Origin of the sequence: Bacillus sp. KICET-3 (assembly GCF_033261025.1) — a bacterium.
GTDB lineage: Bacteria > Bacillota > Bacilli > Bacillales > Bacillaceae > Bacillus > Bacillus sonorensis.
On record NZ_CP137345.1, the window covers coordinates 2,522,060 to 2,542,861 of the forward strand.

27 protein-coding genes and 3 pseudogenes are annotated in these 20,802 nt (G+C 43.9%); 9 read left to right on the top strand and 21 right to left on the bottom strand.

What is annotated here, in order from left to right; genetic code table 11:
- Positions 1 to 15 precede the first annotated feature (15 nt).
- The 13 genes and pseudogenes from R5H20_RS12765 to R5H20_RS12825 all read right to left on the bottom strand — a co-directional run bounded on the left by R5H20_RS12765 (position 16) and on the right by R5H20_RS12825 (position 7,327).
- Positions 16 to 435, bottom strand: coding sequence for a hypothetical protein (locus R5H20_RS12765; protein WP_006636205.1), 420 nt, complete (start codon positions 433 to 435; stop codon positions 16 to 18).
- Positions 436 to 958: 523 nt separating this feature from the next.
- Positions 959 to 1,461: pseudogene (locus R5H20_RS12770) on the bottom strand (SDR family NAD(P)-dependent oxidoreductase); the annotation flags it as partial.
- 106 nt (positions 1,462 to 1,567) lie between these two features.
- Positions 1,568 to 1,762, bottom strand: a complete 195-nt coding sequence (locus tag R5H20_RS12775) for a helix-turn-helix domain-containing protein (RefSeq protein WP_006636207.1) — start codon at positions 1,760 to 1,762, stop codon at positions 1,568 to 1,570.
- Positions 1,763 to 1,894: 132 nt separating this feature from the next.
- Positions 1,895 to 2,167, bottom strand: coding sequence for a hypothetical protein (locus R5H20_RS12780; protein WP_006636208.1), 273 nt, complete (start codon positions 2,165 to 2,167; stop codon positions 1,895 to 1,897).
- Positions 2,168 to 2,495: 328 nt separating this feature from the next.
- Positions 2,496 to 3,356, bottom strand: a complete 861-nt coding sequence (locus R5H20_RS12785; RefSeq protein WP_006636209.1) for a DUF421 domain-containing protein — start codon at positions 3,354 to 3,356, stop codon at positions 2,496 to 2,498.
- Positions 3,357 to 3,388: 32 nt separating this feature from the next.
- Positions 3,389 to 3,595: a DUF1657 domain-containing protein gene (locus R5H20_RS12790; protein WP_006636210.1), complete on the bottom strand. Its 207-nt coding sequence runs from the start codon at positions 3,593 to 3,595 to the stop codon at positions 3,389 to 3,391.
- 13 nt (positions 3,596 to 3,608) lie between these two features.
- Positions 3,609 to 3,959 carry a stage V sporulation protein AE gene (gene spoVAE / locus R5H20_RS12795; RefSeq protein ID WP_006636211.1) on the bottom strand — a complete coding sequence of 117 codons (351 nt, stop codon included), beginning with the start codon at positions 3,957 to 3,959 and terminating at the stop codon, positions 3,609 to 3,611.
- Entirely contained in the window at positions 3,960 to 4,973 is a 1,014-nt protein-coding gene (gene spoVAD / locus R5H20_RS12800; protein WP_006636212.1) for a stage V sporulation protein AD, read from the bottom strand.
- Positions 4,973 to 5,452, bottom strand: a complete 480-nt coding sequence (spoVAC, locus tag R5H20_RS12805) for a stage V sporulation protein AC (RefSeq protein WP_029418406.1) — start codon at positions 5,450 to 5,452, stop codon at positions 4,973 to 4,975. The genes spoVAD and spoVAC overlap by 1 nt, the downstream gene beginning before the upstream one ends.
- Positions 5,453 to 5,464: 12 nt before the next feature.
- Positions 5,465 to 5,938 carry a YhcN/YlaJ family sporulation lipoprotein gene (locus R5H20_RS12810; RefSeq protein WP_006636215.1) on the bottom strand — a complete coding sequence of 158 codons (474 nt, stop codon included), beginning with the start codon at positions 5,936 to 5,938 and terminating at the stop codon, positions 5,465 to 5,467.
- Positions 5,939 to 5,997: 59 nt separating this feature from the next.
- Entirely contained in the window at positions 5,998 to 6,204 is a 207-nt protein-coding gene (locus tag R5H20_RS12815) for a DUF1657 domain-containing protein (protein WP_006636216.1), read from the bottom strand.
- Positions 6,205 to 6,398: 194 nt separating this feature from the next.
- On the bottom strand, positions 6,399 to 6,878 hold the full coding sequence (locus R5H20_RS12820) for a hypothetical protein (RefSeq protein ID WP_006636217.1): 480 nt from the start codon (positions 6,876 to 6,878) through the stop codon (positions 6,399 to 6,401).
- Positions 6,879 to 7,102: 224 nt separating this feature from the next.
- Entirely contained in the window at positions 7,103 to 7,327 is a 225-nt protein-coding gene (locus R5H20_RS12825; RefSeq protein ID WP_006636218.1) for a hypothetical protein, read from the bottom strand.
- A gap of 209 nt (positions 7,328 to 7,536) precedes the next feature.
- On the opposite strand from R5H20_RS12825, the gene R5H20_RS12830 reads away from it, so the two are divergent.
- Both R5H20_RS12830 and R5H20_RS12835 read left to right on the top strand, forming a co-directional pair.
- Positions 7,537 to 7,896, top strand: coding sequence for a YxeA family protein (locus R5H20_RS12830; RefSeq protein ID WP_006636219.1), 360 nt, complete (start codon positions 7,537 to 7,539; stop codon positions 7,894 to 7,896).
- A gap of 204 nt (positions 7,897 to 8,100) precedes the next feature.
- On the top strand, positions 8,101 to 8,895 hold the full coding sequence (locus R5H20_RS12835) for an SDR family NAD(P)-dependent oxidoreductase (protein WP_006636220.1): 795 nt from the start codon (positions 8,101 to 8,103) through the stop codon (positions 8,893 to 8,895).
- Between the two features lie 119 nt (positions 8,896 to 9,014).
- On the opposite strand, the gene R5H20_RS12840 is transcribed toward R5H20_RS12835, so the two are convergent.
- Positions 9,015 to 9,848, bottom strand: a complete 834-nt coding sequence (locus R5H20_RS12840; protein WP_006636221.1) for a pentapeptide repeat-containing protein — start codon at positions 9,846 to 9,848, stop codon at positions 9,015 to 9,017.
- Positions 9,849 to 10,101: 253 nt separating this feature from the next.
- On the opposite strand from R5H20_RS12840, the gene R5H20_RS12845 reads away from it, so the two are divergent.
- The gene (locus R5H20_RS12845; protein WP_006636222.1) at positions 10,102 to 10,311 is read left to right on the top strand and encodes a hypothetical protein; all 210 of its coding nucleotides are present in this window, start codon (positions 10,102 to 10,104) and stop codon (positions 10,309 to 10,311) included.
- Positions 10,312 to 10,550: 239 nt separating this feature from the next.
- On the opposite strand, the gene R5H20_RS12850 is transcribed toward R5H20_RS12845, so the two are convergent.
- Positions 10,551 to 10,787: a CotD family spore coat protein gene (locus tag R5H20_RS12850; protein ID WP_081605339.1), complete on the bottom strand. Its 237-nt coding sequence runs from the start codon at positions 10,785 to 10,787 to the stop codon at positions 10,551 to 10,553.
- A gap of 321 nt (positions 10,788 to 11,108) precedes the next feature.
- On the opposite strand from R5H20_RS12850, the gene R5H20_RS12855 reads away from it, so the two are divergent.
- Positions 11,109 to 11,732, top strand: a complete 624-nt coding sequence (locus R5H20_RS12855) for a LysE family translocator (RefSeq protein WP_006636224.1) — start codon at positions 11,109 to 11,111, stop codon at positions 11,730 to 11,732.
- A 44-nt stretch (positions 11,733 to 11,776) separates the two neighbouring features.
- On the opposite strand, the pseudogene R5H20_RS12860 reads toward R5H20_RS12855, so the two are convergent.
- Positions 11,777 to 12,101 (bottom strand): annotated as a pseudogene (locus R5H20_RS12860) (hypothetical protein).
- Between the two features lie 576 nt (positions 12,102 to 12,677).
- Between R5H20_RS12860 and R5H20_RS12865 the strand changes: the two are divergent.
- Positions 12,678 to 12,863, top strand: coding sequence for a type Z 30S ribosomal protein S14 (locus tag R5H20_RS12865; protein WP_006636225.1), 186 nt, complete (start codon positions 12,678 to 12,680; stop codon positions 12,861 to 12,863).
- 51 nt (positions 12,864 to 12,914) lie between these two features.
- On the opposite strand, the gene R5H20_RS12870 is transcribed toward R5H20_RS12865, so the two are convergent.
- A complete protein-coding gene (locus R5H20_RS12870; RefSeq protein ID WP_006636226.1) occupies positions 12,915 to 15,581 on the bottom strand; it encodes a phosphoenolpyruvate synthase in 2,667 nt (888 codons plus the stop codon).
- 14 nt (positions 15,582 to 15,595) lie between these two features.
- Positions 15,596 to 16,789 (bottom strand): YhgE/Pip domain-containing protein, encoded by a 1,194-nt coding sequence (locus R5H20_RS12875; RefSeq protein WP_006636227.1) that lies wholly within the window; start codon positions 16,787 to 16,789, stop codon positions 15,596 to 15,598.
- Positions 16,790 to 16,964: 175 nt separating this feature from the next.
- Between R5H20_RS12875 and R5H20_RS12880 the strand changes: the two genes are divergently transcribed.
- From R5H20_RS12880 to R5H20_RS12890, 3 genes are all read left to right on the top strand, one after another.
- Positions 16,965 to 17,570, top strand: a complete 606-nt coding sequence (locus R5H20_RS12880; RefSeq protein ID WP_006636228.1) for a TetR/AcrR family transcriptional regulator — start codon at positions 16,965 to 16,967, stop codon at positions 17,568 to 17,570.
- A gap of 97 nt (positions 17,571 to 17,667) precedes the next feature.
- The gene (locus R5H20_RS12885; protein WP_006636229.1) at positions 17,668 to 17,793 is read left to right on the top strand and encodes a hypothetical protein; all 126 of its coding nucleotides are present in this window, start codon (positions 17,668 to 17,670) and stop codon (positions 17,791 to 17,793) included.
- Positions 17,794 to 17,814: 21 nt separating this feature from the next.
- Entirely contained in the window at positions 17,815 to 18,273 is a 459-nt protein-coding gene (locus R5H20_RS12890; RefSeq protein ID WP_006636230.1) for a YndM family protein, read from the top strand.
- A gap of 89 nt (positions 18,274 to 18,362) precedes the next feature.
- Here R5H20_RS12890 and R5H20_RS12895 read toward each other — a convergent pair.
- Positions 18,363 to 18,623, bottom strand: a pseudogene (locus R5H20_RS12895) (gamma-glutamyltransferase); the annotation flags it as partial.
- A gap of 119 nt (positions 18,624 to 18,742) precedes the next feature.
- Here R5H20_RS12895 and R5H20_RS12900 point away from each other — a divergent pair.
- Positions 18,743 to 19,243: a DinB family protein gene (locus tag R5H20_RS12900; RefSeq protein WP_006636232.1), complete on the top strand. Its 501-nt coding sequence runs from the start codon at positions 18,743 to 18,745 to the stop codon at positions 19,241 to 19,243.
- A 152-nt stretch (positions 19,244 to 19,395) separates the two neighbouring features.
- Here R5H20_RS12900 and queC read toward each other — a convergent pair whose 3' ends face one another.
- Positions 19,396 to 20,091: a 7-cyano-7-deazaguanine synthase QueC gene (gene queC, locus R5H20_RS12905; protein WP_006636233.1), complete on the bottom strand. Its 696-nt coding sequence runs from the start codon at positions 20,089 to 20,091 to the stop codon at positions 19,396 to 19,398.
- Position 20,092: 1 nt separating this feature from the next.
- Positions 20,093 to 20,797, bottom strand: a complete 705-nt coding sequence (locus R5H20_RS12910) for a 7-carboxy-7-deazaguanine synthase QueE (protein ID WP_006636234.1) — start codon at positions 20,795 to 20,797, stop codon at positions 20,093 to 20,095.
- Positions 20,798 to 20,802 lie beyond the last annotated feature (5 nt).

A 20,802-nucleotide genomic window follows, 5' to 3' on the forward strand; every position in this document is an offset into this window, starting at 1 on the left:
ACCCGCCTGCTGTGCTTAATCCTGAACTTTGACTTGCACAGCGTCAGGTCCTGTTTCGGAATCAATTTTCGCATTAAATTCCGCTTTTTTATTTGAGCCGTCAATCCAACTGTTTAAGCTTGTCCATGTAGCACAGCCGCTTGGTGCAGCAATCAATTTTCTATTTCCCACACGCTCCAAAGGCATTTCGGGATCACTTTCGTAAAGGCTTACCGTCATTGTATTTCCCATTCTAATATGAAACACACAAATCCTGTAATTGCCTCCATCTGATTTGTAATCCCCAGTCATGCTTCCCTGTTTTGAAATGGTCGCCTGATAGTCTGCAAGTGTTTTCCATCCAAACGATTGCACCTCAGCCGCGAATGCTGAAGTGGTCGGAAGCATGCTTGCAGCTATAACGCCTAAAAAAATTGCTTTTCTTATTCTTTTCATGTTTTACCTCTCGATTTTTATAAGCTTCCTCACGTGTTTCCAGCTGGCCCGATGGAACGCAGCAGATTTATGATAAAAGTATAGCAGACTTGAATAAACATGAGAAAGGCGTCGTTTGGATCATGTTTGTATTCCCTTCCCAATATAATTAGACTATAAAAAGCGTGAATGGATGCTTGTTATAGTCTTTCCATGGAAAAGATTCTTATGATTGACAGTAGCTTTCATGTATGTTGATGTTCGAAGACAGCCGGGGTTCTGTCATCATCTTTTTGGAATCAAAAAACTCTTTTTTGTCGGTTTTTTAATTCTGCGCGCCAGACTTTCAATTCTACATCTGGGATTGAACCGATAACGCCCTCATGACGACCTTTCAAAAAACAAGAAAAATTTCTAAAAAATAGTGTTTGAAATGAGAAAGTATAAAATGCCAAAGACCACATCCTGACGATGAACAAAGTCATCCTGGATCGAAAAAACCGGCCCTGCTTGATAAACAAAAGGCCGGTTTTAATTGGTTCCTTTATTTTGATTGTGAGATTCCGTTTACGAGTTCAGTGAGCGCTTCGTTGATGGAGCAGCCTGACGGCCGAGAAGTTTCTCGAAATCATGGCTTTCGATTTCCAACGCTCCCTCCCGGATGCCTTTCTGGATGTTGACAAGCATTGGAATGAGAAAATTCGGTACTCCGGCGCCTTTCATGATCTTGGCGTATACGTCGTCATTAACCTGCTGCACCGGCACGTCTTTGCCTAATACAGCGCCAAGGGCAGATGCCAGTTCTTTCTGGGTCAGTGGCTGACCGGAAAGTTCGTAGATCGTATTGTCATGTCCGTCACCAGAAAGTACTGCTGCTGCCGCCTCGGCATAATCTTGCTGGGATGCCCAGCCCACCCTGCCTCTTCCGGCTGATGTCACCCATGGAGCACCTGACAGCACAGCTTGAATGGTTGATATCTCATTCTCTAAATACCAGTTGTTGCGTAAGAATGGGTATGGGATACCTGTTTTCAAGATGGCTTCTTCGTTACCTGCTTCCGCCCGGCAGTGCAAGCAAAATTGGGGTTCCCATAAATCCGAAACAACTGGTTTTCCTCTGTGGCATTTACAGCCCGATAAACATCGATATCTTTCAGCAAAGAAGCGCCGCCAACTCCTGGACGAACCTTGACCAGCTTTCTTTCTTCGGCATTCCTATCATTCTCCGGATGACTACAGGGTTTGTATTGACGCTGTTTGCAATGATATCCCCTGTACACTGTTCAGGGCATAAAGAAATAAGATCAAGAGTATGTACAGCAATTGAAAAGCGTGTGCTGATCTGCATTCCATCACCACTGTTGTAACCATTATAGTTTCAACAATGCCTTTTGTCATTCGGCAAGCCTATATAAGGCGATCCAGAAGAGAGCCGCTTTTTACGGCGGCTCTTCATGTTCAGATGCTATCCTCTTGTATGTTAGTTGTTCTTGTTGTTAAATGCTTGTTGATCAGGTTTTAATTCATTTGAAAACTCATTGGTCAACGCAGTTTGCTGTAAATTGTTTTGTTTTGTAAAATTTTTTATAGCATTTTGCAACACGTTATTTTGGTTTCCGTTTCTTCTGAGCAGGAGGGCGGCCAGACTAATTCCCAGCCCTAATAACGACACCCACATGGTCCCCCTGTTTCTTCTCCTGCCTAATAGAAGATCTCTATTTTTAAACAACGTTGTCATCCACTGAAAATTCAATTTTTCTCACTTCCTTACCATTTAAAATTAACTTCGCTAATTAATGTTCTCAACTGGGAATTGTTTATGCTGGTCTGTTTCAGGATGTATTTCCAAAAATCACTATAAGCTAGCTTGAAGAAGATATATCCCAATGAAATTGAAGGAATGAAAGAGGAGATCGCAATTTCTGCTTTGACTGAATCGGTTTGACGCTTTTCCCCATTATGAAACAGAGCAATGAACTTAGCCTGCCGGAACATGAACATGCCAAACGGGGAATCGGTGATGCCTAAACACAAAAGCGAATTGCGGTTTACATCACAAAGGTATGATCATTCGATGATCGTCAGTCATGTAACGCGGGTTCAAGCTTTTGAATCATATCCTTTAATTTTTTTGCATTTTTGGCATACATGGCTTTTGCCGATTTTGAGTCAGTCGCCAGTGCAAACAATTCCAGATCGGCCTGACATTTTTTGATCGTCGCCAGCAATAGAGGCTTTTCCTGGGGAGCCGGAACTTTTATTTGGTCATCATACAGATCCACAGTCAATTGTCCGTCTGAATCGACCTGCCCGAGAAATACGTTTTCTTGTGCAACGCCTAATTTTTCAAGCTCTTCGTTCAGCCAGCGCCGATTTAATCCGGCTTCAGCCAGCGGCTCGTCTAAAATTTCTCCGTCCATGATGACGGTTTGCGGCTCTTTCTCTGATTGATAAGGCATCTGCAGATCCTTGATTGTCACCGGTCTGTGCTCTTTTTTTAGCAGGACATTTAAATCACCGCTTTGTTCAAGAATGGCAAATTGAACATCGGAAATGCGAAATACATTTTTTTTGCGTAAAAGTTCCAGCAGCTCGTCTGACGAGTATTTTTCTTTTTTTAAATTATCTTCCATGATTTTTCCGTCTTTAATAAAAACCGTTCCTGTTCCTTCAAGAAAATCCCGGATTGTTTTATTTTTTAATGAGATCCATTCCACAAGGAAAGGAACCGATGAGAAAATAACAATAGCGATAACAGCGTTTATGATGCTTCTTTCGAGCCCCATGACGACCTCGGATGTAATGCCCCCTATCGTAATTCCGGCAATATATTCGAAAACGGAAAGTTCCGCCAGCTGTCTTTTTCCCAGCATCTTCGTCATGACAAACAAAACGATCACAAAAATGATAGAACGGACGACAACATCTAACCAATCAGGCATATTGACCCCTCCTGCCAGAAATAAATTCGAAATTAAAATCCCTTATATTGATACTCCTCTCTTTCAAGCTCACCGACGCGCTTTTTCAAATCTGACATCACTTCTTCGCTCACCATCATGGTTTCATGAAAAAGACGTTTTGCTTCTTCATCCCGTGATTTTAGCGCCAATGCTGATAAACCGGCTTCGATGCTCTTAAGACTGGCCAAGCATTGTTTCACCTGAGCTCCAATTGTCATATGTAAAACCCCCTTACCCTTTTGGTTTGAAAAGAAGTGCTCCAATCATTCCAAAGATGATCGCAGCTGAAATGCCGGAACTCGTTACCCTAAACATGCCGGTGATGACTCCGATGAGACCATATTGATCCGCTTCTTCCATCGCTCCATGGAATAACTGGTTGCCAAAGCTGACAATCGGCACGGTCGCCCCGGCCCCTGCAAAATCAATAAACGGCTCATAAAGTCCAAACGCATCAAGCAATGCTCCGAGAACGACGAGAATTGACAGCGTATGAGCCGGTGTCAGCTTAAACACATCGAACATAATTTGTCCGATGACACATATCAGTCCTCCGACAACAAATGCCCAGAAAAATATCACTTATCCTTCACCTCCGCGCTCAATTGAAACAGCATGGGCAATACACGGAATCGTTTCCTTTTGCTGATATGACAATGGCGATAGCAACGCTCCGGTCGCAACCACAAGAAGGCGCTTGATTTCACCCTTTTTCATCCGATTCAATAAATGCCCGTATGCAACGGCTGCTGAACATCCCGCCCCGCTTCCTCCGGCAAGAACGGGCTGCCCTTCCCTGTATATCATTAAGCCGCAGTCCTGAAATTGCTTTTCATGAATCGGCGTCCCGTGTTTCTTGAATAAATCGAGCGCAATTTCCCGGCCGATGTGGCCCAGGTCGCCTGTTGCGATGACATCATAATAGGAAGGATCAACCCCCCGCTCTTTTAAATGGGTTTCAATCGTATCTACAGCAGCAGGCGCCATCGCGCCGCCCATATTAAAAGGATCTGTCAGTCCCATATCGATAATTCTGCCGATTGTGGCGGATGTCACCACAGGACCATCTCCTTTATTCTTTAGCAGTGCAACACCGGCAGCGGTGACAGTCCATTGTGAGGTGGGCGGCTTTTGCGAGCCGTATTCAGTGGGATAGCGGAATTGTTTTTCAACCGCCGCATTATGGCTGGCCGCCCCTGTCAGCAAACAATCAGCCCCATGATGATTAATGAGAAAAGCGCCTAAGGCCAGGCCTTCCATTGATGTCGAACACGCTCCAAACAGTCCAATATAAGAAGCGCCCAGTGTTTTTGTCGCAAAACTGGTAGGTGTGATTTGATTCACTAAATCTCCGCCGAGAAAAAACTGCACCTGATCCTTTTGGATACCCGCTTTTTTTATCGCTGTTTCGCACGCATCTTCCAAAAGAACCTGCTGGGCTTTTTCAAAAGAATCTTGATTCAGCCAGATATCTTTGTGCAAAAGATCGAAGTCTTCCGGGATGTTCCCATTTCCTTCAAATGGCCCTGCGACTGTTCCAGTCGCTGCAATAACCGGTTTGCGGTCAAACATCCAAGTACGGTGACCGGAAAGCATTACAGTCCCCCCCAGGTGGTGAGGATTGTTTTAATCGTCGCCAACACAAATGCGGAAAAAACGCCAAACAAAATGACAGACCCGGCCAATTTAAACATATTGCCGCCAACCCCTAACACAAATCCTTCAGTGCGGTGTTCAATCGCTGCTGAAATGACGGCATTTCCAAATCCAGTCACAGGTACGGCCGAACCGGCCCCCCCAAATTGTGCGATCCGATCGTAAACCCCGAACCCGGTCAGCAGCATGGATATAAAAATCATCGTCGCCACCGTTGGATTGCCGGCAGTCAGAGTTGTGAAATTAAAGTAATACATATAAAACATTTGGATCGCTTGTCCGATTAAACAGATGATTCCTCCTGTTATAAAAGCATTCAAGCAATTTTTTAGAACAGGCCGTTTCACTTCGCGTTCTTTTGCAAATTGTTGATATTCCTGCATGACAGGCGTTAACTTTTTCTTTTTTTGATCAGCCATTCGACCACCTCTTTAAGGCTTTTCCTTCATCAATTTTTTTATTTGACGAAGCTTATCGTTTAGTTTTTTTTCACTGACTTTTTTCGTTTCAAGCTGCTTTTCTAATTTATCAAGCTCCCAAAAGATCTTTTGATCTGTCGAAACTTCAATGGTGTAACCGGAAAATTCTTTTTTTAGCATTTCTTTCGATTTTTTCTCGATCTCCTTCAGCTGAAAACGGTCAAAATGTTCGATTTGTACAGCAAGAACCAAATCGTTTTTGCTGTTGGCTCCTCTGGCTTCCGTCACCTCTTCCAGCTTTAATAATCGTTTTTTTGCTTTATTTGCCGCGGTTTGATCTGTTTTTTCATTTTTCGCATTTACATTCCGGACCGCTGCCGATTGATTTTGAGCGGCGTTTTCATTTGCATTTTGACAGCCAATGGTGATGGTATTTATAAAAAGCAAGACAACTGTTATAAGCAAATAATGATAGAGAGCTTTCATCCGCATCACCTTCCTTTCAGGAAAAAGGTTGGCAAAAAAGCAACCAACCCTTTTAATGCTTACTGTTGTTTATATTGCGGTTCTTCTTGTTCGATTTGCTGCACGCGCGGCTCAAGTGATTCAACGATGGATTGGGTTTGTTGAGCTGCTTGTTGATAAAGCTGCTTGGCATCTTGGTTATCAGTGCTTAATGAAAATGTTTCTAAACTTGCCTGAGCGCTTTTCAGACTGGCTAGAGCCTGTTTGACTTGATTGATGACAGTCATGTGTGTTCCCTCCTTTTTACAAATACTATATCTAATTGTAGAATGAATAAATTTTTGAATTTTATCCAATCCAGTTTTTTCTATTTTCACAGAAATAAAAAAGCCGATTGTGAACGGCCCCTTTTAATACGGCTGAATGATACATTCAAAAAAGCCCTCTCTTTCTAAAAAGGGCTTTTTAGGATAACGAAGTGTTATTGTAAAGTCTGTTGGTTCTGTTGATTTTGCTGGCCTTGTTGACTTTGTTGACCTTGCTGGCCTTGTTGATTAAATGATTGTTGAGCGTTTTGAAGAGCCTGGCTCATCTGGTTCATTGCCTGATTGGTTTGAATCCCTTGAAGGGCTTGATTAAGCTGTTGAACAGCTTGCTGGATATTTTGCTGAATTTGTTGATCAGTCTGCTGCATTTGCTGTTGAGATTGAGAACTGAACTGCTGGATTTGCTGCTTTAATTGATTGATGCCTTGATTCATTTGAGAGCCCTGCTGAGCTTGGCCGCTTTGTTGTTGAGCTCCGCCTAATTGGGATACATTTTGTTCTAATTGGGCAAGCTGCTGTTGTAAGCTTCCAAGTTCTTGAGCAAGTTCAGTATCTGTAATGTTTGCCCCAAGCAGTTGGGAATGTTTTTGCTTTTCCTTTTGCGGCTGGTTTTTCTGTTGATTATTTTTTGTCATTCGAAAAATCCTCCTTAAAATTGATCACATCCTTATCATTTTCATCTTGTCAAAAAAGATGTAAGGAATTTTTAGGATGAAGGAGACGCAGGTGACCTGTTTTAAGAAATTAAAAAAGAGCCGTTTTCTGCGGCTCTTTTACTACATGCTCCTCATCATTAAGATTCTATTATGCAGGGAGATATTGATGATTGACATCGAGCGGTATACGGCTGGTCCCTGTCCTAAACGCGCTCTCCCTTATCATCCCAATGAACCGTCACATCATTCGAATGAATATGAAGTTCAGCTTTCGTGTCAAAATGAACGACAAAGCCGCTAATCCGTCCAAAAAACTTGTTTTTTTCTTCAATCCTTATCACCGTGCCGCCTTTAAAATGTAAAGAATGGCACGGCTCCCCCACAATATAGGTGTCAGAATGAACAGTGATTGACTTAATAGACTTCATCTCATTCCTCCTAAAGCCCATCTCCTCTTATTTTGACAACATGATGTGATCTCTGAAGGAAATATGTTCGCCTACTCCATTTATGGTGCCGGTCTTTTTTGAAAATGAAGCTGTGTTGATTAAAGCTTACACACGTGTAATCAAAATGTAAGGAAAACCGATAGTTCCAGCCGCCGGTTTAAAGTATGATTTTTTCGAGGTGATGAATCATGAAATGGTTTCTAGGAATGATTGCGGCGATCTTGATCATGTTCGCAGGCGGATATTTTTTCTTCTCTTCTTATTATTCCACAGAAGATTATTATGTGAAAATTAAAACAGATCCGGAAGTCGTCAAAGAGAAGGCGAGCGACGGGTACACTGATATAACTTATAACTATGATGTTACCGGTTATGATAAAACAGGAAAACCTAAGAAACTGAGGCTTTCTTCCCTAGATAAAATGAAAAAGGGTCAATATTATATCATTCATTGGGAAAATAGAAGAGAAATCATTTCAAGCAAAGAGCATATAAGTGAGAAGGAAATCAATCAGGATATTGTGAAAAAATTAAATACGCGGGAATAGCAATGAGCCGCAATGCGGGAAACTTCTTTTCAAGAAGTCAGCCGCAAATCAGCCCTTTTGAAGGGCTTTTCTTATAGGCACCAAAAAGTGCCTATATACCTGAAAAGTGCGTACTTCCATATTGCACCTTTCTGTTGCATCATGATAATAGAACGTGTTTAAGTTGTTCATAAATAAGAGGAAACAAAGACGGAGGGATGTATCATGAAACTGAACTTGCAAGGCAAAACAGCATTGGTGACAGGGTCCACATCAGGAATCGGCAAAGCGATCGCTGCTTCGCTGGCCGATGAAGGCGCCTCTGTCATCATCAATGGACGCCGGGAAGAAAAAGTCAATCAAACGATAGACGAATTGAAAGAACAATATCCTGAGGCCGTTCTTTATCCTGCCGCTTTTGATCTTGGCACGGAAAAAGGATGCAACGCACTATTTGAAGCATTTCCCCATGTTGACATTTTGGTCAATAATTTAGGAATTTTTGAACCGGCTGAATACTTTGATATTCCGGATGAAGAGTGGTTCCGCTTTTTCGAAGTGAATATTATGAGCGGAGTAAGGCTCTCACGCAAGTATTTGCACAGCATGATAGAGAAAAAGGAAGGCCGGGTCATCTTCATTGCAAGTGAAGCTGCGGTTATGCCGTCTCAGGAAATGGCGCATTACAGTGCAACGAAAACCATGCAGCTTTCCATTTCCAGAAGCTTGGCAGAGCTTGCGACCGGCACAAATGTCACCGTTAATACCGTTATGCCGGGCTCAACCTTGACGGAGGGGGTTGAGGCGATGCTGCATTCTCTCTACCCTGGCGAAAATCTGACGGTTGAGGAAGCGGAGAAGCGGTTTATGAAGGAAAACCGCCCGACTTCCATTATCCAAAGGCTGATCCGGCCGGAAGAAATCGCCCATTTTGTCACGTTTTTATGCAGCCCGCTTTCTTCAGCGATCAATGGCGCCGCATTACGGGCGGATGGCGGATTGGTCCGCAGCGTTTTTTAAAACCTCTCCTGCCGGGAGGGGTTTTTTCTTCTGCCGCTTCCCTCCCCGCAATACTTCAGAGCTCCCGAAAAACTTCCGCATGCCTCTGTCTCAAGATTCCGGCTGCTTTCTTCTTCACATCACGATAAAACCTTTTTCCAATGATCGGGAATCCGCAAAGACGGCGGTAATTTTGTATGAATGTCGCCTTTCGCCGCATTGACCTGCGCTTGCGTCAGAAAAATGCTTCCGGTAAGATTAGCGCCGCTAAGGTCTGCATCCCGCAGGTCCGCGCCGATAAAATCAGCCATTCTTACATCACAATTTCTCAGATCGGCAGCTATCAATAGCGCTCCTCTCAGGTTTGCTCCCCTAAGGTCTGCTCCTTTTAGCTTGGCGCCGATGAGACTGCTGCCCCGGCCGATTTTTTTCGGCCGGTTTTTATGTACAGCTTTGGCACGCACTAGCTCGCTTGTACGCAAAAGCAAGTCATTTACCTTTGCCCGATGTTCATGTACGTCCAAATTCAAAATTGATTCCTTACTCTGTCTGGTCAGATTCTCTGTCTCTTCAAAGACGGCGACCAGATCGCGATGAATGGATTGAGCGGCATCTATTGAAAGCGCTTCTTTTATATACCAAAGCATTTCGTGAAGCTGCTGCATAATGGGAAATACTGCAAACATTTCGTTAGCTGATGACGTGTCATGCCGCCAGTCATGCCCTTCAAACGTAACTTGAGACACCTTTTGTCCGGCGCCAAAGCATTCATAGGCGGCACAGCCTCGAAACCCTTTTTCTCGAAGATCCTGATGTATTGCACAGTGAAAATTGGATTGCAGGTTGCGGCAGGGCGTCCCCCCGTCTTTGTCAAACGCAAAATCCGCAGATTTCGCATACGGCAAAGCTACACAGCATAGTCCAAAACAATTGCTGCAATCGGCGCGCAAATCATTTGGCATCATGTCGTTCATGTTCTCTCCCTCTTTCCTGGGGAACCTTTAATAGCTTCAGGTTCAATCATTCTCTTAAATTATATATGAAATATTCACTTTGTATATCGTTTTTTCAGAGAGCCTAAAAGGGCATGACCATCACTCTATGTGCCGATCACAAGCAGCATATGCCGGTAAAACGCCTGTTTTCATGATCTGTTTCAAATGCACAAACTCTTTCGTTGAAATGACATAGAATAAAAGCGATAAGAGAGAAAGGAGGGAAACGAATATGAGCTATTACGAATATGATAAAAAGCACGAGGATTACTTCTGGTTCAAGTGCAAGAAAGTGTATTTTGATCATTGTAAGAAACACGATGATCATAAGAAATATTATGAGTATGATCATGACAAAAAGTTTGACTACGACTACGACAAAAAACATGATTACGACAAATATTATTTTAAGTGTTTTGATCCTTGTAAGAAGCATTACTAGAACAAATACAATGGCCTCCCCTGTCTGCTGCAAAGCGTGAGGCGCACTTTTGAAATCCCTCATATTATGCCGGGGGATGGCCATCTCTTTTGAGGAGGGTGCATCAGCGCCCTCTTTTTCCCTTCTTTTCCCGGAAGTTTATGAAAGGCGCATTCGGTCTCTTGCCGGACACCCCCCGCGCCAAAAAGCACCCCGAAGGGTGCTTTTTCCGTCCGCATATTTATGCTTCCGAAGAGCCGTTACCAGTAGCCTTTATGATCACACGGCTTCCCGCAATGGGAATGATGGTGCGTGACTGGATCATATTTGGAATAAGAAGTAGGATAGTAATGAACATGTTCATATTTATGGTGATTCACATTCGTCACATGCTGTGGGTGAATATGAGGAACGATTGTTTTAGAAAACGAATGATTCTCACAGTACTTGGTAGGATGGACAACAGGCCGAGCTACATTTGGTCTGCAATGGTACATGAGCACTCTCCCTTTCTGTCTTTTAATACTTTTACATTATTAAACTATGTGGAATAGTGATAATCTGTACTAGTATAAAAAACCAAACTCACTATCGCTTTTTATCGTTTTCCGCTCTATTTCCATGAATCAATCCATAGTGTAGCACAACGGTGGATATCTATTTCTCACGATGATCCATGCGGCATTGGCGCGATAAAAAACGGAGAAATGCAGATGATGATTGATTTCCTTAAGACTGATACAGGAATTGACATCTTCTGCTGTGTTCTGCATGTTATAATGGCATTAAAAAGCGTTGTATTGAAACGGAGTGGTATTATGGACTTTCTATCAGCAGCTTCTTTTTTAGGAGCGTCAATATTGCTCACCATCATGCCTGGTCCAGACAATCTGTTCGTTTTGGCTCAAAGCATATCGAATGGGAAATACGCGGGAATTTCAACCGCCTTTGGGCTCTGTACAGGACTAATTGTACATATTTCTGCCGCAGCAATCGGAATTTCAGCGCTTATTTACAAATCCGCTCTTGCCTTCACACTGGTGAAATACGCGGGTGCGGCTTACTTGCTGTATTTAGCCTATCAGTCATTTCGGGAAAAAAGCACCGGCGTTCACCTTGAAGATAAAACATCATTAAGCTATCAATCGCTATATCAAAAAGGGATTATTATGAATCTGTTAAATCCAAAGGTTTCATTATTTTTCCTTGCTTTTTTACCGCAATTTATAAATGATGGGGCCGGTTCTGTATCCAAACAAATGCTGATATACGGACTGATCTTCTTGATTCAGGCTTTGATCATCTTTGCCCTCATCAGCCTATTTGCCGGGAAACTCGGAGATGTATTGCGAAAACGTCCGTCACTATCGAAAAAGATAAATTTGATACAAGGAACTTTGTTTGCGCTGATCGGTCTTAAAATTGCGTTCAGCCAAAAATAAAAAAGGTGTGCAGTTGAAAAAGGCTGCACACCTTTTTTGACGGCTTACGGCTGATAAAATCCAACATGTTTTCCCCTTTCTGTCAAACCGGTCTCGGAAAGCCCAGTTATCCCAGATGCCGTACACCTCTCCGTTAAGATATTTGACTTCATTGAAGTGATCCTCGTATTGTTGGCTTAAATGAAATACCATAACATTATAACGGAGTAAAAGGCAGACTCCATCATGTTTTTGACAAAACCGCTTCGATTTGCGTTTTGCACAACTGTATCTCGAATTGAATTTGCTATGCCAAGGACGTCAAGATTCAACAGCAGCGGCGCTGGGCTTTAGCTGTTGAAGATTGATCGCTTCTTTAGCTGTCGGTATTGATGAGACAGTATGGTCAGTCTCTTTTTCTTCAGCATGGGCAAAAATCGGCAGACAGAAAGAAGCGATCAAACAGATGCGCTTTTAAACGGGAGCGTTAGATCAATAAGCAAATAACAGAATAGCTTGTTTCTTGCTCTATCCCCCTTTCCTTGAGTCAAGTATACAAAGTTTCCAATTTGGAATAATGATGCAAAACGGGTGTTTTCTGATCAGACGGAAATCATCACAGCGGAAGAAAGAAAAAATATAACGCGGGACAGATCGATAGGTCTTATCAATCAATTGGGCCTTTTTTGATAAAATGAATAGTGCATTTACTTCTGTCGGGAGCTTTAATTCAACATCGCTTTCAGCATGATCAAAATGATTCATTTTCAATCATGTAAGAGAGGATCGTTTACGTAAATGGAAACTGATGCGAACGCTTAATATCAAGATAGAAAAACAGTATATTTGAATGATATATTTTGAAATGGTGTACTTTCACCATATGATATGTTATAATGAATGTTTTAAAGAATCCTTAACATCTTTTGTTTATATACATCATCATGATTAAAGGAGGGAAAAACAATGGCTAAAACATCTATGATCGTCAAACAAAAGCGTGAGCAAAAGTTTAAAGTCCGGGAATATACACGCTGTGAACGGTGCGGCAGACCGCATTCTGTCATTCGCAAGTTTAAACTTTGCCGGATTTGTTTCCGCGAGCTTGCCTATAAAGGACAGATTCCCGGTATAAAAAAAGCGAGCTGGTAACACTCGCTTTCGCCAGCCTTGCCGATAAGGCTGGCTTTTTTTATTGCTGATTTAGTTTGACGACGGCTCTTTGCTTACGATCTGTACATATCCATTCGTTCCGTCCACCCTGATCTGGACGCCTTCCCTAATCAATTCCGTCGCTTTTTCTATCCCGACAACAGCCGGAATGCCATACTCTCTGGCTACGACTGATCCATGGGTCATCATTCCCCCCACCTCCGTAATTAATCCGGCAGCTGAAGTAAAGAGCGGCGTCCAGCCGGGATCTGTATAAGGCGCTACCAAAATGTCACCCGGATTCAGTTTTGCATCCTCCGGTTTAATGATGATTCTGGCAGTTCCTTCGACCACCCCGGCAGAAACCGGCGTCCCTATGAGAGCGCCTTCAGGGCTTTTCGCATTGTGAAGCTTTCCTGCAACGATCTCCCCTTCACTCGTCAACACCCGGGGCGATTTCAGCTTTTGGTTTGACGCATGTTCCTGTTTTCTTGTTTTCAAAATGCTTTGAATCGATCCGGCCTCCCTGTTTTCCAGCAATCCGGCCATTTCGTCCAGCGTCAAATAAAACACGTCTTCTTCGCGTTGGAGGATTCCTACTTTGACAAGAGTGCGCGCTTCCTTTAGAATCGCTTGTTTATACAAGTGGAGAAGTTTCACCAATGTGTATTTATGATGCTCCCTCATCCCCATCAGACTGCGATAAACACGAACAAGCCGGGATACCCATCTTTTTTCAAACAAACGAAATTGGGAGATGATCTCGCAGCCGGCCTCTTCCGCCTCTTTTTCACCTTGTTTAAACTTCCTCCTGTGTTCTCCGGCGGCTCCCGATTGAATATTGCTGATGATGGAAGGAGCAAGCTGGACAGGATCCTCGCACCATCTCGGATTTGTGATGTCAATTTCCCCCGCACACCGCACGCCGTATTTCTCCAGAAAACATTCCAATTCGTTGGCAAAGTCGCCACCTCCCGGAATTTTCGCCAATTCTTCGAGGAAGCCTTCGCTTTTTGCTTCCCGCAAGTACCGGATCAGCTCAGGATGCTTCCTTGCCTGATCGGAAAGATCGGCGAGCTCAAGCCCCATTTCGGTTGTGACATTGTGAGGCAAGGATTTGTACAATTTGCTTAATAAGACAGCGCTTTGCTCATTTCCAGTTTTTTTCTTAAGTTTCTTTTCCAGTTTTCCTGATGCAATGACTCCTGTCAAAACATAAACCGCAACTTTAGAAAGAACGTCCGGCAGCAGATTTCCCATCTCTCTCTTGATCAGGCGTATCGTTTCCGCACCTGAAGCTCCGCTCAGTTTTCCCCTTGTTTCTTCTACGATATTTGCAATAAAGGCAGCTGCTTGTTGTTCCGCCTTTTCCGGAGCTTTGAAGAACAAGTTGGCGAACACCTTTCCAGCTGCCGGCACAATGATTGGAGCCAATCTCGCAGCAATCCGGAATCTTTCCCTTGCAGATCCATATTGGAATTCTATGCGTTTCATGGCTTCAGAAACGGCCGATGCCATCAATTGATCCATGCCATTTAATACAGTAAGGATTCGGCTCCGCACGAATTTGCTTGAAAGGGCTCCCGTGATGTCGACAAACGCCCTTCCTCCGGCTTCGCGGATAATAGGCCGTGCTTCCGGGTCATTTGCTAAAAAATCAGGGATGCGGCTTAGAACTGATATGCCTAAAGGCTTCATTGGATCCGTCATCATTTGGATATATCCAAAATTAATCATGACATGCAGCTTTTCATCTGAAAAAGATGGTACAGGATATAACGACGTTATCGGCCGGCTTTGAAGAATATAGAACCTGCCGTCTGAAAGCCCCCACTCAATGTCCTGCTCCCGGCCGTAATGGGCTTCAATTTTCCTCCCCAGCGCGGCCAGTTCCAAAATTTTCGCATCGGGAAGCGCCTGCAATGTTTGCTTTTCATATGGAAGCGGTTCTGTGACGGTCCCTCCTCCCGGCACGGCATATATAGCAGCTTCTTTCTTTGAAATTTGTTTTTTGACGATCTCCCCGCCGCGAACCTGATACAGATCGGCAGTCACCAAACCGGATACGAGGGCTTCTCCCAAACCGAAGCTGGCATCGATAGAAATCGTGTTCCGGTGCCCTGAAATCGGATCAGCCGTGAACATGATTCCGGAAACTTCGGGAAACACCATCTCTTGAACGACGACGGCAAGAAAAACAGAGCGGTGATCAAAACCGTTTTTCACCCGGTAGGAAATGGCCCTATCTGTAAATAATGAAGCCCAGCAGTCTCGGACAGCATGAAGCAGCTGTACAGAGCCGCGGACATTCAAATAGGTATCCTGCTGGCCCGCAAATGAAGCCGTCGGCAAGTCCTCAGCCGTCGCACTGGAGCGGACGGCATAGGCTTTATCCCTCCCCGTTTTATCGAGAGCCCTGACTATCTCCGACTTCATATCAACAGGCATCACAATAGAAGCAAGATGCTCACGAATGCGTTTGCCAAGGAAACGAATCCGCTCCAATTCATCATACGTGAGCTGGTCAAGCTGATCAAACAGGCCATCCATTTCCCTGCTCGCTTTTATAAACGTACGATAGGCAAAGGTTGATATACAAAACCCTGTTGGAACAGGCAAGCCCGCCTTTGTCATTTCACCGAGGTTCGCTCCTTTTCCGCCGGCGAGAGGCAAATGGGCTTTGTCAATTTCAGTGAAGCTCAGCACATATTTATTCATGATGCTCCTCCTTTTTATAACATCTTTATTCCGGCTTCCTTAGACACGGCATGATTCTTTAAAGAAGACGCCAATAAAACCAGGAAGCTGACGGCGCCGATCGACAGCAAAACCGAAACCGGCTGATTCATGGACAAACCTTTGTTAAAAAACAGCAAATCACGCAGCCCATCTGACGCAAACCGCATCGGAAGCCAAGAGTAAAACCAGCCGCGGTAAAAGGCCGGCATCATTTCGGGAGCCATCGTTAACAGCGGAGTTCCAAAGAAAAAAAGCAGACCGAACAATCCGGCTCCGGGAAAACCTATCCATGACGTAACAGCAGTGATCATTAAATAGAAAGAGAAGTAGCAGATCGCGATAAACAGTGCAGTATCATGAATTTGAGGAATCGAGATCCCCACCCAATCCGCGGCGATCCATACAAGGCTGTAGCCGGCGGCAACCGCGAGCACCGCACCGGTTAAACCTTGAAGAAACCGGGACAATAGTGCCGCTCTCCCGTTTGAAAACCGCCATTTTCTTAATGCGGTATAAACGATCAGCGCCCCGGCTATACTGGCGATCCAAAGCGGCTGAACCAAAGAGACCGGCGCGTTTCCATTTGCGCTGTGCTCCCCGGTTTCATTTACTTGCTCAACGGTCTTTGCAACGGGTGATGACAATGCGGCAGCCTGTTTCACAGTGAGGGTCTTCCCTTGTTTTTCGAATCCCGTCATGATTTCTTCTCTGAACTGATGATTGATGTGATCGACGACTTGATTCACAATTTGCCCCGCCGCATTCGCCGCGATTGGATTGGCGCCTTGATTCACAAGAACCGTCATTTTTGCCCCGGACGGATTCGGCGTTTGTAATGAGGCTTGTTTTCGGCTGAAATCCTTCGGAATCAAAAGAGCGGCATAATATTTACGATCGTTCAGCCCTTCACGGGCGGTTTTTTCATTTTTTATTTCGACCCATTTCACCGCTGATGTACCGTCATGATTTGCTTTTTGTACATCTTTTATGTTGCGGACAATAGCGGCGCCTGCGTTTATGTTTCCCTGATTCGGCATATCAGCGCCCTGATCTTCATTCACAATCGCTATCGGAAGATGTTGGGGGGTTGGATGGACTGATGGAATCAATGTGAGAGAAAAAATCAAAACCACCAGGCATACGATAAACGGCGAGAATAAGAGTAATTTTTCTTTCAGCAATTTCATTCGGCAGATCTCCTTTTCAAAAAATGAACACAGTGTTGATTAACAATCACTGCGTTCATTATAATGGAATAAAGGCAAAACTCAATGAACGATAAATCCGCAAATGTTCATTTCTCAACAAAAAGAAGAACATTGTTTATAACTGAAAAAATAAAGCGGCGAAAGGCTGGTATGTATGGCAAAACAGACGGACAGAAGAATCAACCGCACAAAAAGGATGATCAGAGATGCTCTATCAGAGCTGATGGAGGAAAAAGCATTTGAAGAAATCACCGTAACCGATATGACAAAAAAAGCGGACATTAACAGGGGAACATTTTACTTGCATTATCAAGATAAATACGACTTATTGGATCAGAGCGAGGAAGAAATCATCGATGAAATACGGGAGATCGCCAAACAATCGATTGAATCGATGGGGGCATTGAAGACGCCTGTCATTGAAGCGCCTCTTCCATTTGTAGTCGACATTTTTGAATACTTTAAAGAGAACGCGGTCTTTTTGAAGGCGATTTTAGGCCCAAAGGGAACGGGATCGTTTCCAATCAAATTTAAATCCGTGTTGTCCGAAAACTTAACACGCATTCAACAGTCGATCAGGACGAATACGCTCGTCCCCGAAGAATATTTAATCTCCTATATTGTAGGGGCCCATATCAGCGTCCTACAGCAATGGCTGGAAAGCGGCATGAAGGAAACGCCTCATGAAATGGCGCTCTTCTTATCAAAAATGACTGGCATGGGCCCCGCATTTGTAGCGGGGCTGAGAAAAAATTGCTGAAGATCGGGGGGGACATCCCCCGTCTTCTTTTTTTGCCGGAAAATATGAATAAGAAACCTAAAATAAACCAAAATATAGTGAAAAAGGTGGTGAGAACATGGAGAAGAAAGGCATCCAAAACAGCAGCATCGAACAAATTCAAAATGACCATGAAACAGAAAGCGCATTCCAGCAAGACCAAAAAAACAACAAACAGCAAAAAAGCGGCAGGACATTAAAATAAAACGGAAGGTGATGAAACTTTATGAAGCATGTAAGGGCATTGTGTGTAAAGTTCATTGCAAGCCTTGTTCTTTTATATGTGATTTTAACTCTGTTTTTTGGTGTTCCTTTTGGAGACGTATTTGTTCTCACATTGTTTGTAGGAGTTGTATCCTATCTTGTCGGCGACCTTATGCTGCTTCCAAGAACAAATAATATAACAGCGACAATGGGAGATTTCGGCCTTTCCCTGATTCTGATCTGGGCGATTCTCGCCATGCAGGATAATCCGCCGTATGCCTCGCTCGCATGGGCTGCCATCATTTCAGCACTGGGCGTGACCATTTTTGAGTATTTCTTCCACCGCTATATGGCGGCGAATATTTTAGACGAAACAGAGGGCGAAAAAAAGCGGGAAAACAGAGGAGCTTTGCAGTATCAAAATGAAGCGTCAGATGAACTTTACCCGGTAACTCCATCAAAAAAACGCGATAAAAAATAAAGAAAATCCTATTGGGGCTCATCCGTTCCGATAGGATTTTCAATCTTTTGCCAGGCGGCTATACACCCATCTGTTCTGCCCGCCAAAAGGCCGTTTTCATTCAAACCAAACAGTTCTCCTTTTGTCCATACAAGCGCGAAGGCGTCCCCGCCGATTCCGTTCGATGTCGGTTCAACACCTGTAAGGCAGTCTGCCGCCGCAATTGCCGCATCAACGGCATTTCCGCCTTTTTTCAACATATCAAGGCCGGCATGGGCCGCAAGCGGCTGTGACGCCGCCACCATTCCTTTTTTTGCATAAACGGTGTTTCGCTTTGACGGATACGGACAGTGCAACAGATCATAATTCATGATTTCCCCCCTCCTGCCACTACAGCTTCGGAATTGAAATAAAATAAATCCTTCCTCTTGAAGGAAATAGAACAGGGCCTTGTCGAAATCTATTCCTTTAAAAGCAAGGAGGACATAGCATGAAGCATGATCTAGCCAAACATTTCGATTACCATATTTGGGCAAACCGCCAGGTGTTTGAGCGCCTGAAAAGCCTTCCGGAAGACCTATTCAAGACAGAAATCAAGAGCGTGTTTCCTTCTGTTTCAGCCGTCATCATCCACATGTGTGTCACAGACTCACTTTGGCTGGACATTATAACCGGAGGCGGCTATGAGGAAACAAAGGCACTTGCTGTGCGGCGCAATGAAGAACTAAAGGAAGCTAACATTGAGAAACTGATCGCTTTTTTTGAAGACACCGCGGCCAAATATCAAGCTTTTTTAGAGGGGCTTGACAATCTCGACCTACCTCTCGCGGTTGAACACCCGGCGCTCGGGCGGAGAGAAACAACCGTTGCCGAGCTGATGAATCACGTCATCAACCACGGCACCTATCATAGAGGCAACATTTCAGCAATGCTGCGGCAAATGGGATATTCGAGCGTCCCGACGGATTATGCCTATTATCTATGGAAATAGCTCGTATTGACAATATCAAGGGGGCTGAAATACTGGCTTTGGAGTCATCTGACTTCTTTTACAGTCAATACAGCCCCCGCTTTTATCCAGTTAAAACAGTGCGATGATCATCTGCGCAGGTGCATATTCCTGCTTTTTCGACAGTTTTGAGCTTAAATGACTTGAGTATTTTTATACGGGATAGGGTCTTTACAGCCGGCTTCTTTAAACCCTTTCAGCCTTAATGTGCAACTGTCACATTCACCGCAAGCGTATTCTTCTCCGTTATAGCAGGAGGTGGTAAGTTCGTACGGCACATGCAGCCGAAGTCCCAGAGTGACCGTATCCGCTTTACTTAAGTTGATAAGAGGAGTATAAATGTTTGTTTTTTTCCCTTCGATATTTCTTTTAGTCGCAAGGCGAATCGTATGGTTTAAGCTGTCAATAAACTCAGGACGGCAATCGGGATATCCGCTGTAGTCGACTCCGCTTACCCCGGTGTAAATCGCTTCCGCTTTTATCACTTCCGCATAAGCTGCCGCACAAGAGAGAAAAATTAAATTCCGCGCCGGTACGTATGTTGCCGGAATGGCATCTTGATTCATTTTCTTCGGAACGTCTATATGTTCATCAGTTAAGGCGCTGCCTCCTATTTCTTTGAAAAACTCAATATTCACAATTCTATGATCGTGTACTTGATAATGCGCTGCTATTTTTTTTGCCTGTTCCACTTCTCTGGAATGCCTCTGACCATAGTCAAATGTGATGGCATGCAGCATGTAGCCTTCTTTCTCGGCAATCCCCATGCAGGTGGCACTGTCTAATCCCCCGCTTAAAACAACAACTGCTTTCTTTTCATTCTTTTTCATGTTACACACCCCTTGTCTGCGGATCCCAAATGATCTTATGAATTTGAAGATTAACCTGAATATCCTTCCGTCTGCTGTTTAGCACTTTTTTGACAAGGTCTGCCGGCGTCATCGTCTCCCATACCGGACTCATTAAGAGACGGCCTTTTTTATAATGCTTGTCAATGATCTCCATAGCAATGTTAAAATCATGTTCCGTTCCGATAACAAATTTGATTTCATCCTGTTCATCTAATAAATCAAAATTTTCATAGACCATTTTTTTCATTTCTCCGCTGTCTGGAAGCTTAAAATCCATGATAAAGCGGACTTTATTGGATATGATGGTGGAGAGACGCCTCATGTTTATAAAAGGCTTTAAAAGAATAGCGCCATTTGTTTCAACATGGATATCTTGAATGCAATCGATTTTGGCCAAACGATCAATTAAAGCCATTGATTTTTCCCCGTGGATTAACGGCTCTCCTCCGGTCAAACAAACATAATGATTTCCCAGACAGCGAACTTTTTCCGCGATTTCTTCTATTGTCGCTTCAAACTCAGGTTTGCTCGGTGCATAACTGTACGTCGTATCGCACCATACACAGCGCAGGTTACAATGAAACAGCCTGATAAATGTCGTCTGCTTTCCCGCAGCAGATCCTTCTCCCTCAATGGTTTCGAACATTTCCACCAGCGGTAATGAAGCATTTGTGTCAAAATTCATCCTAC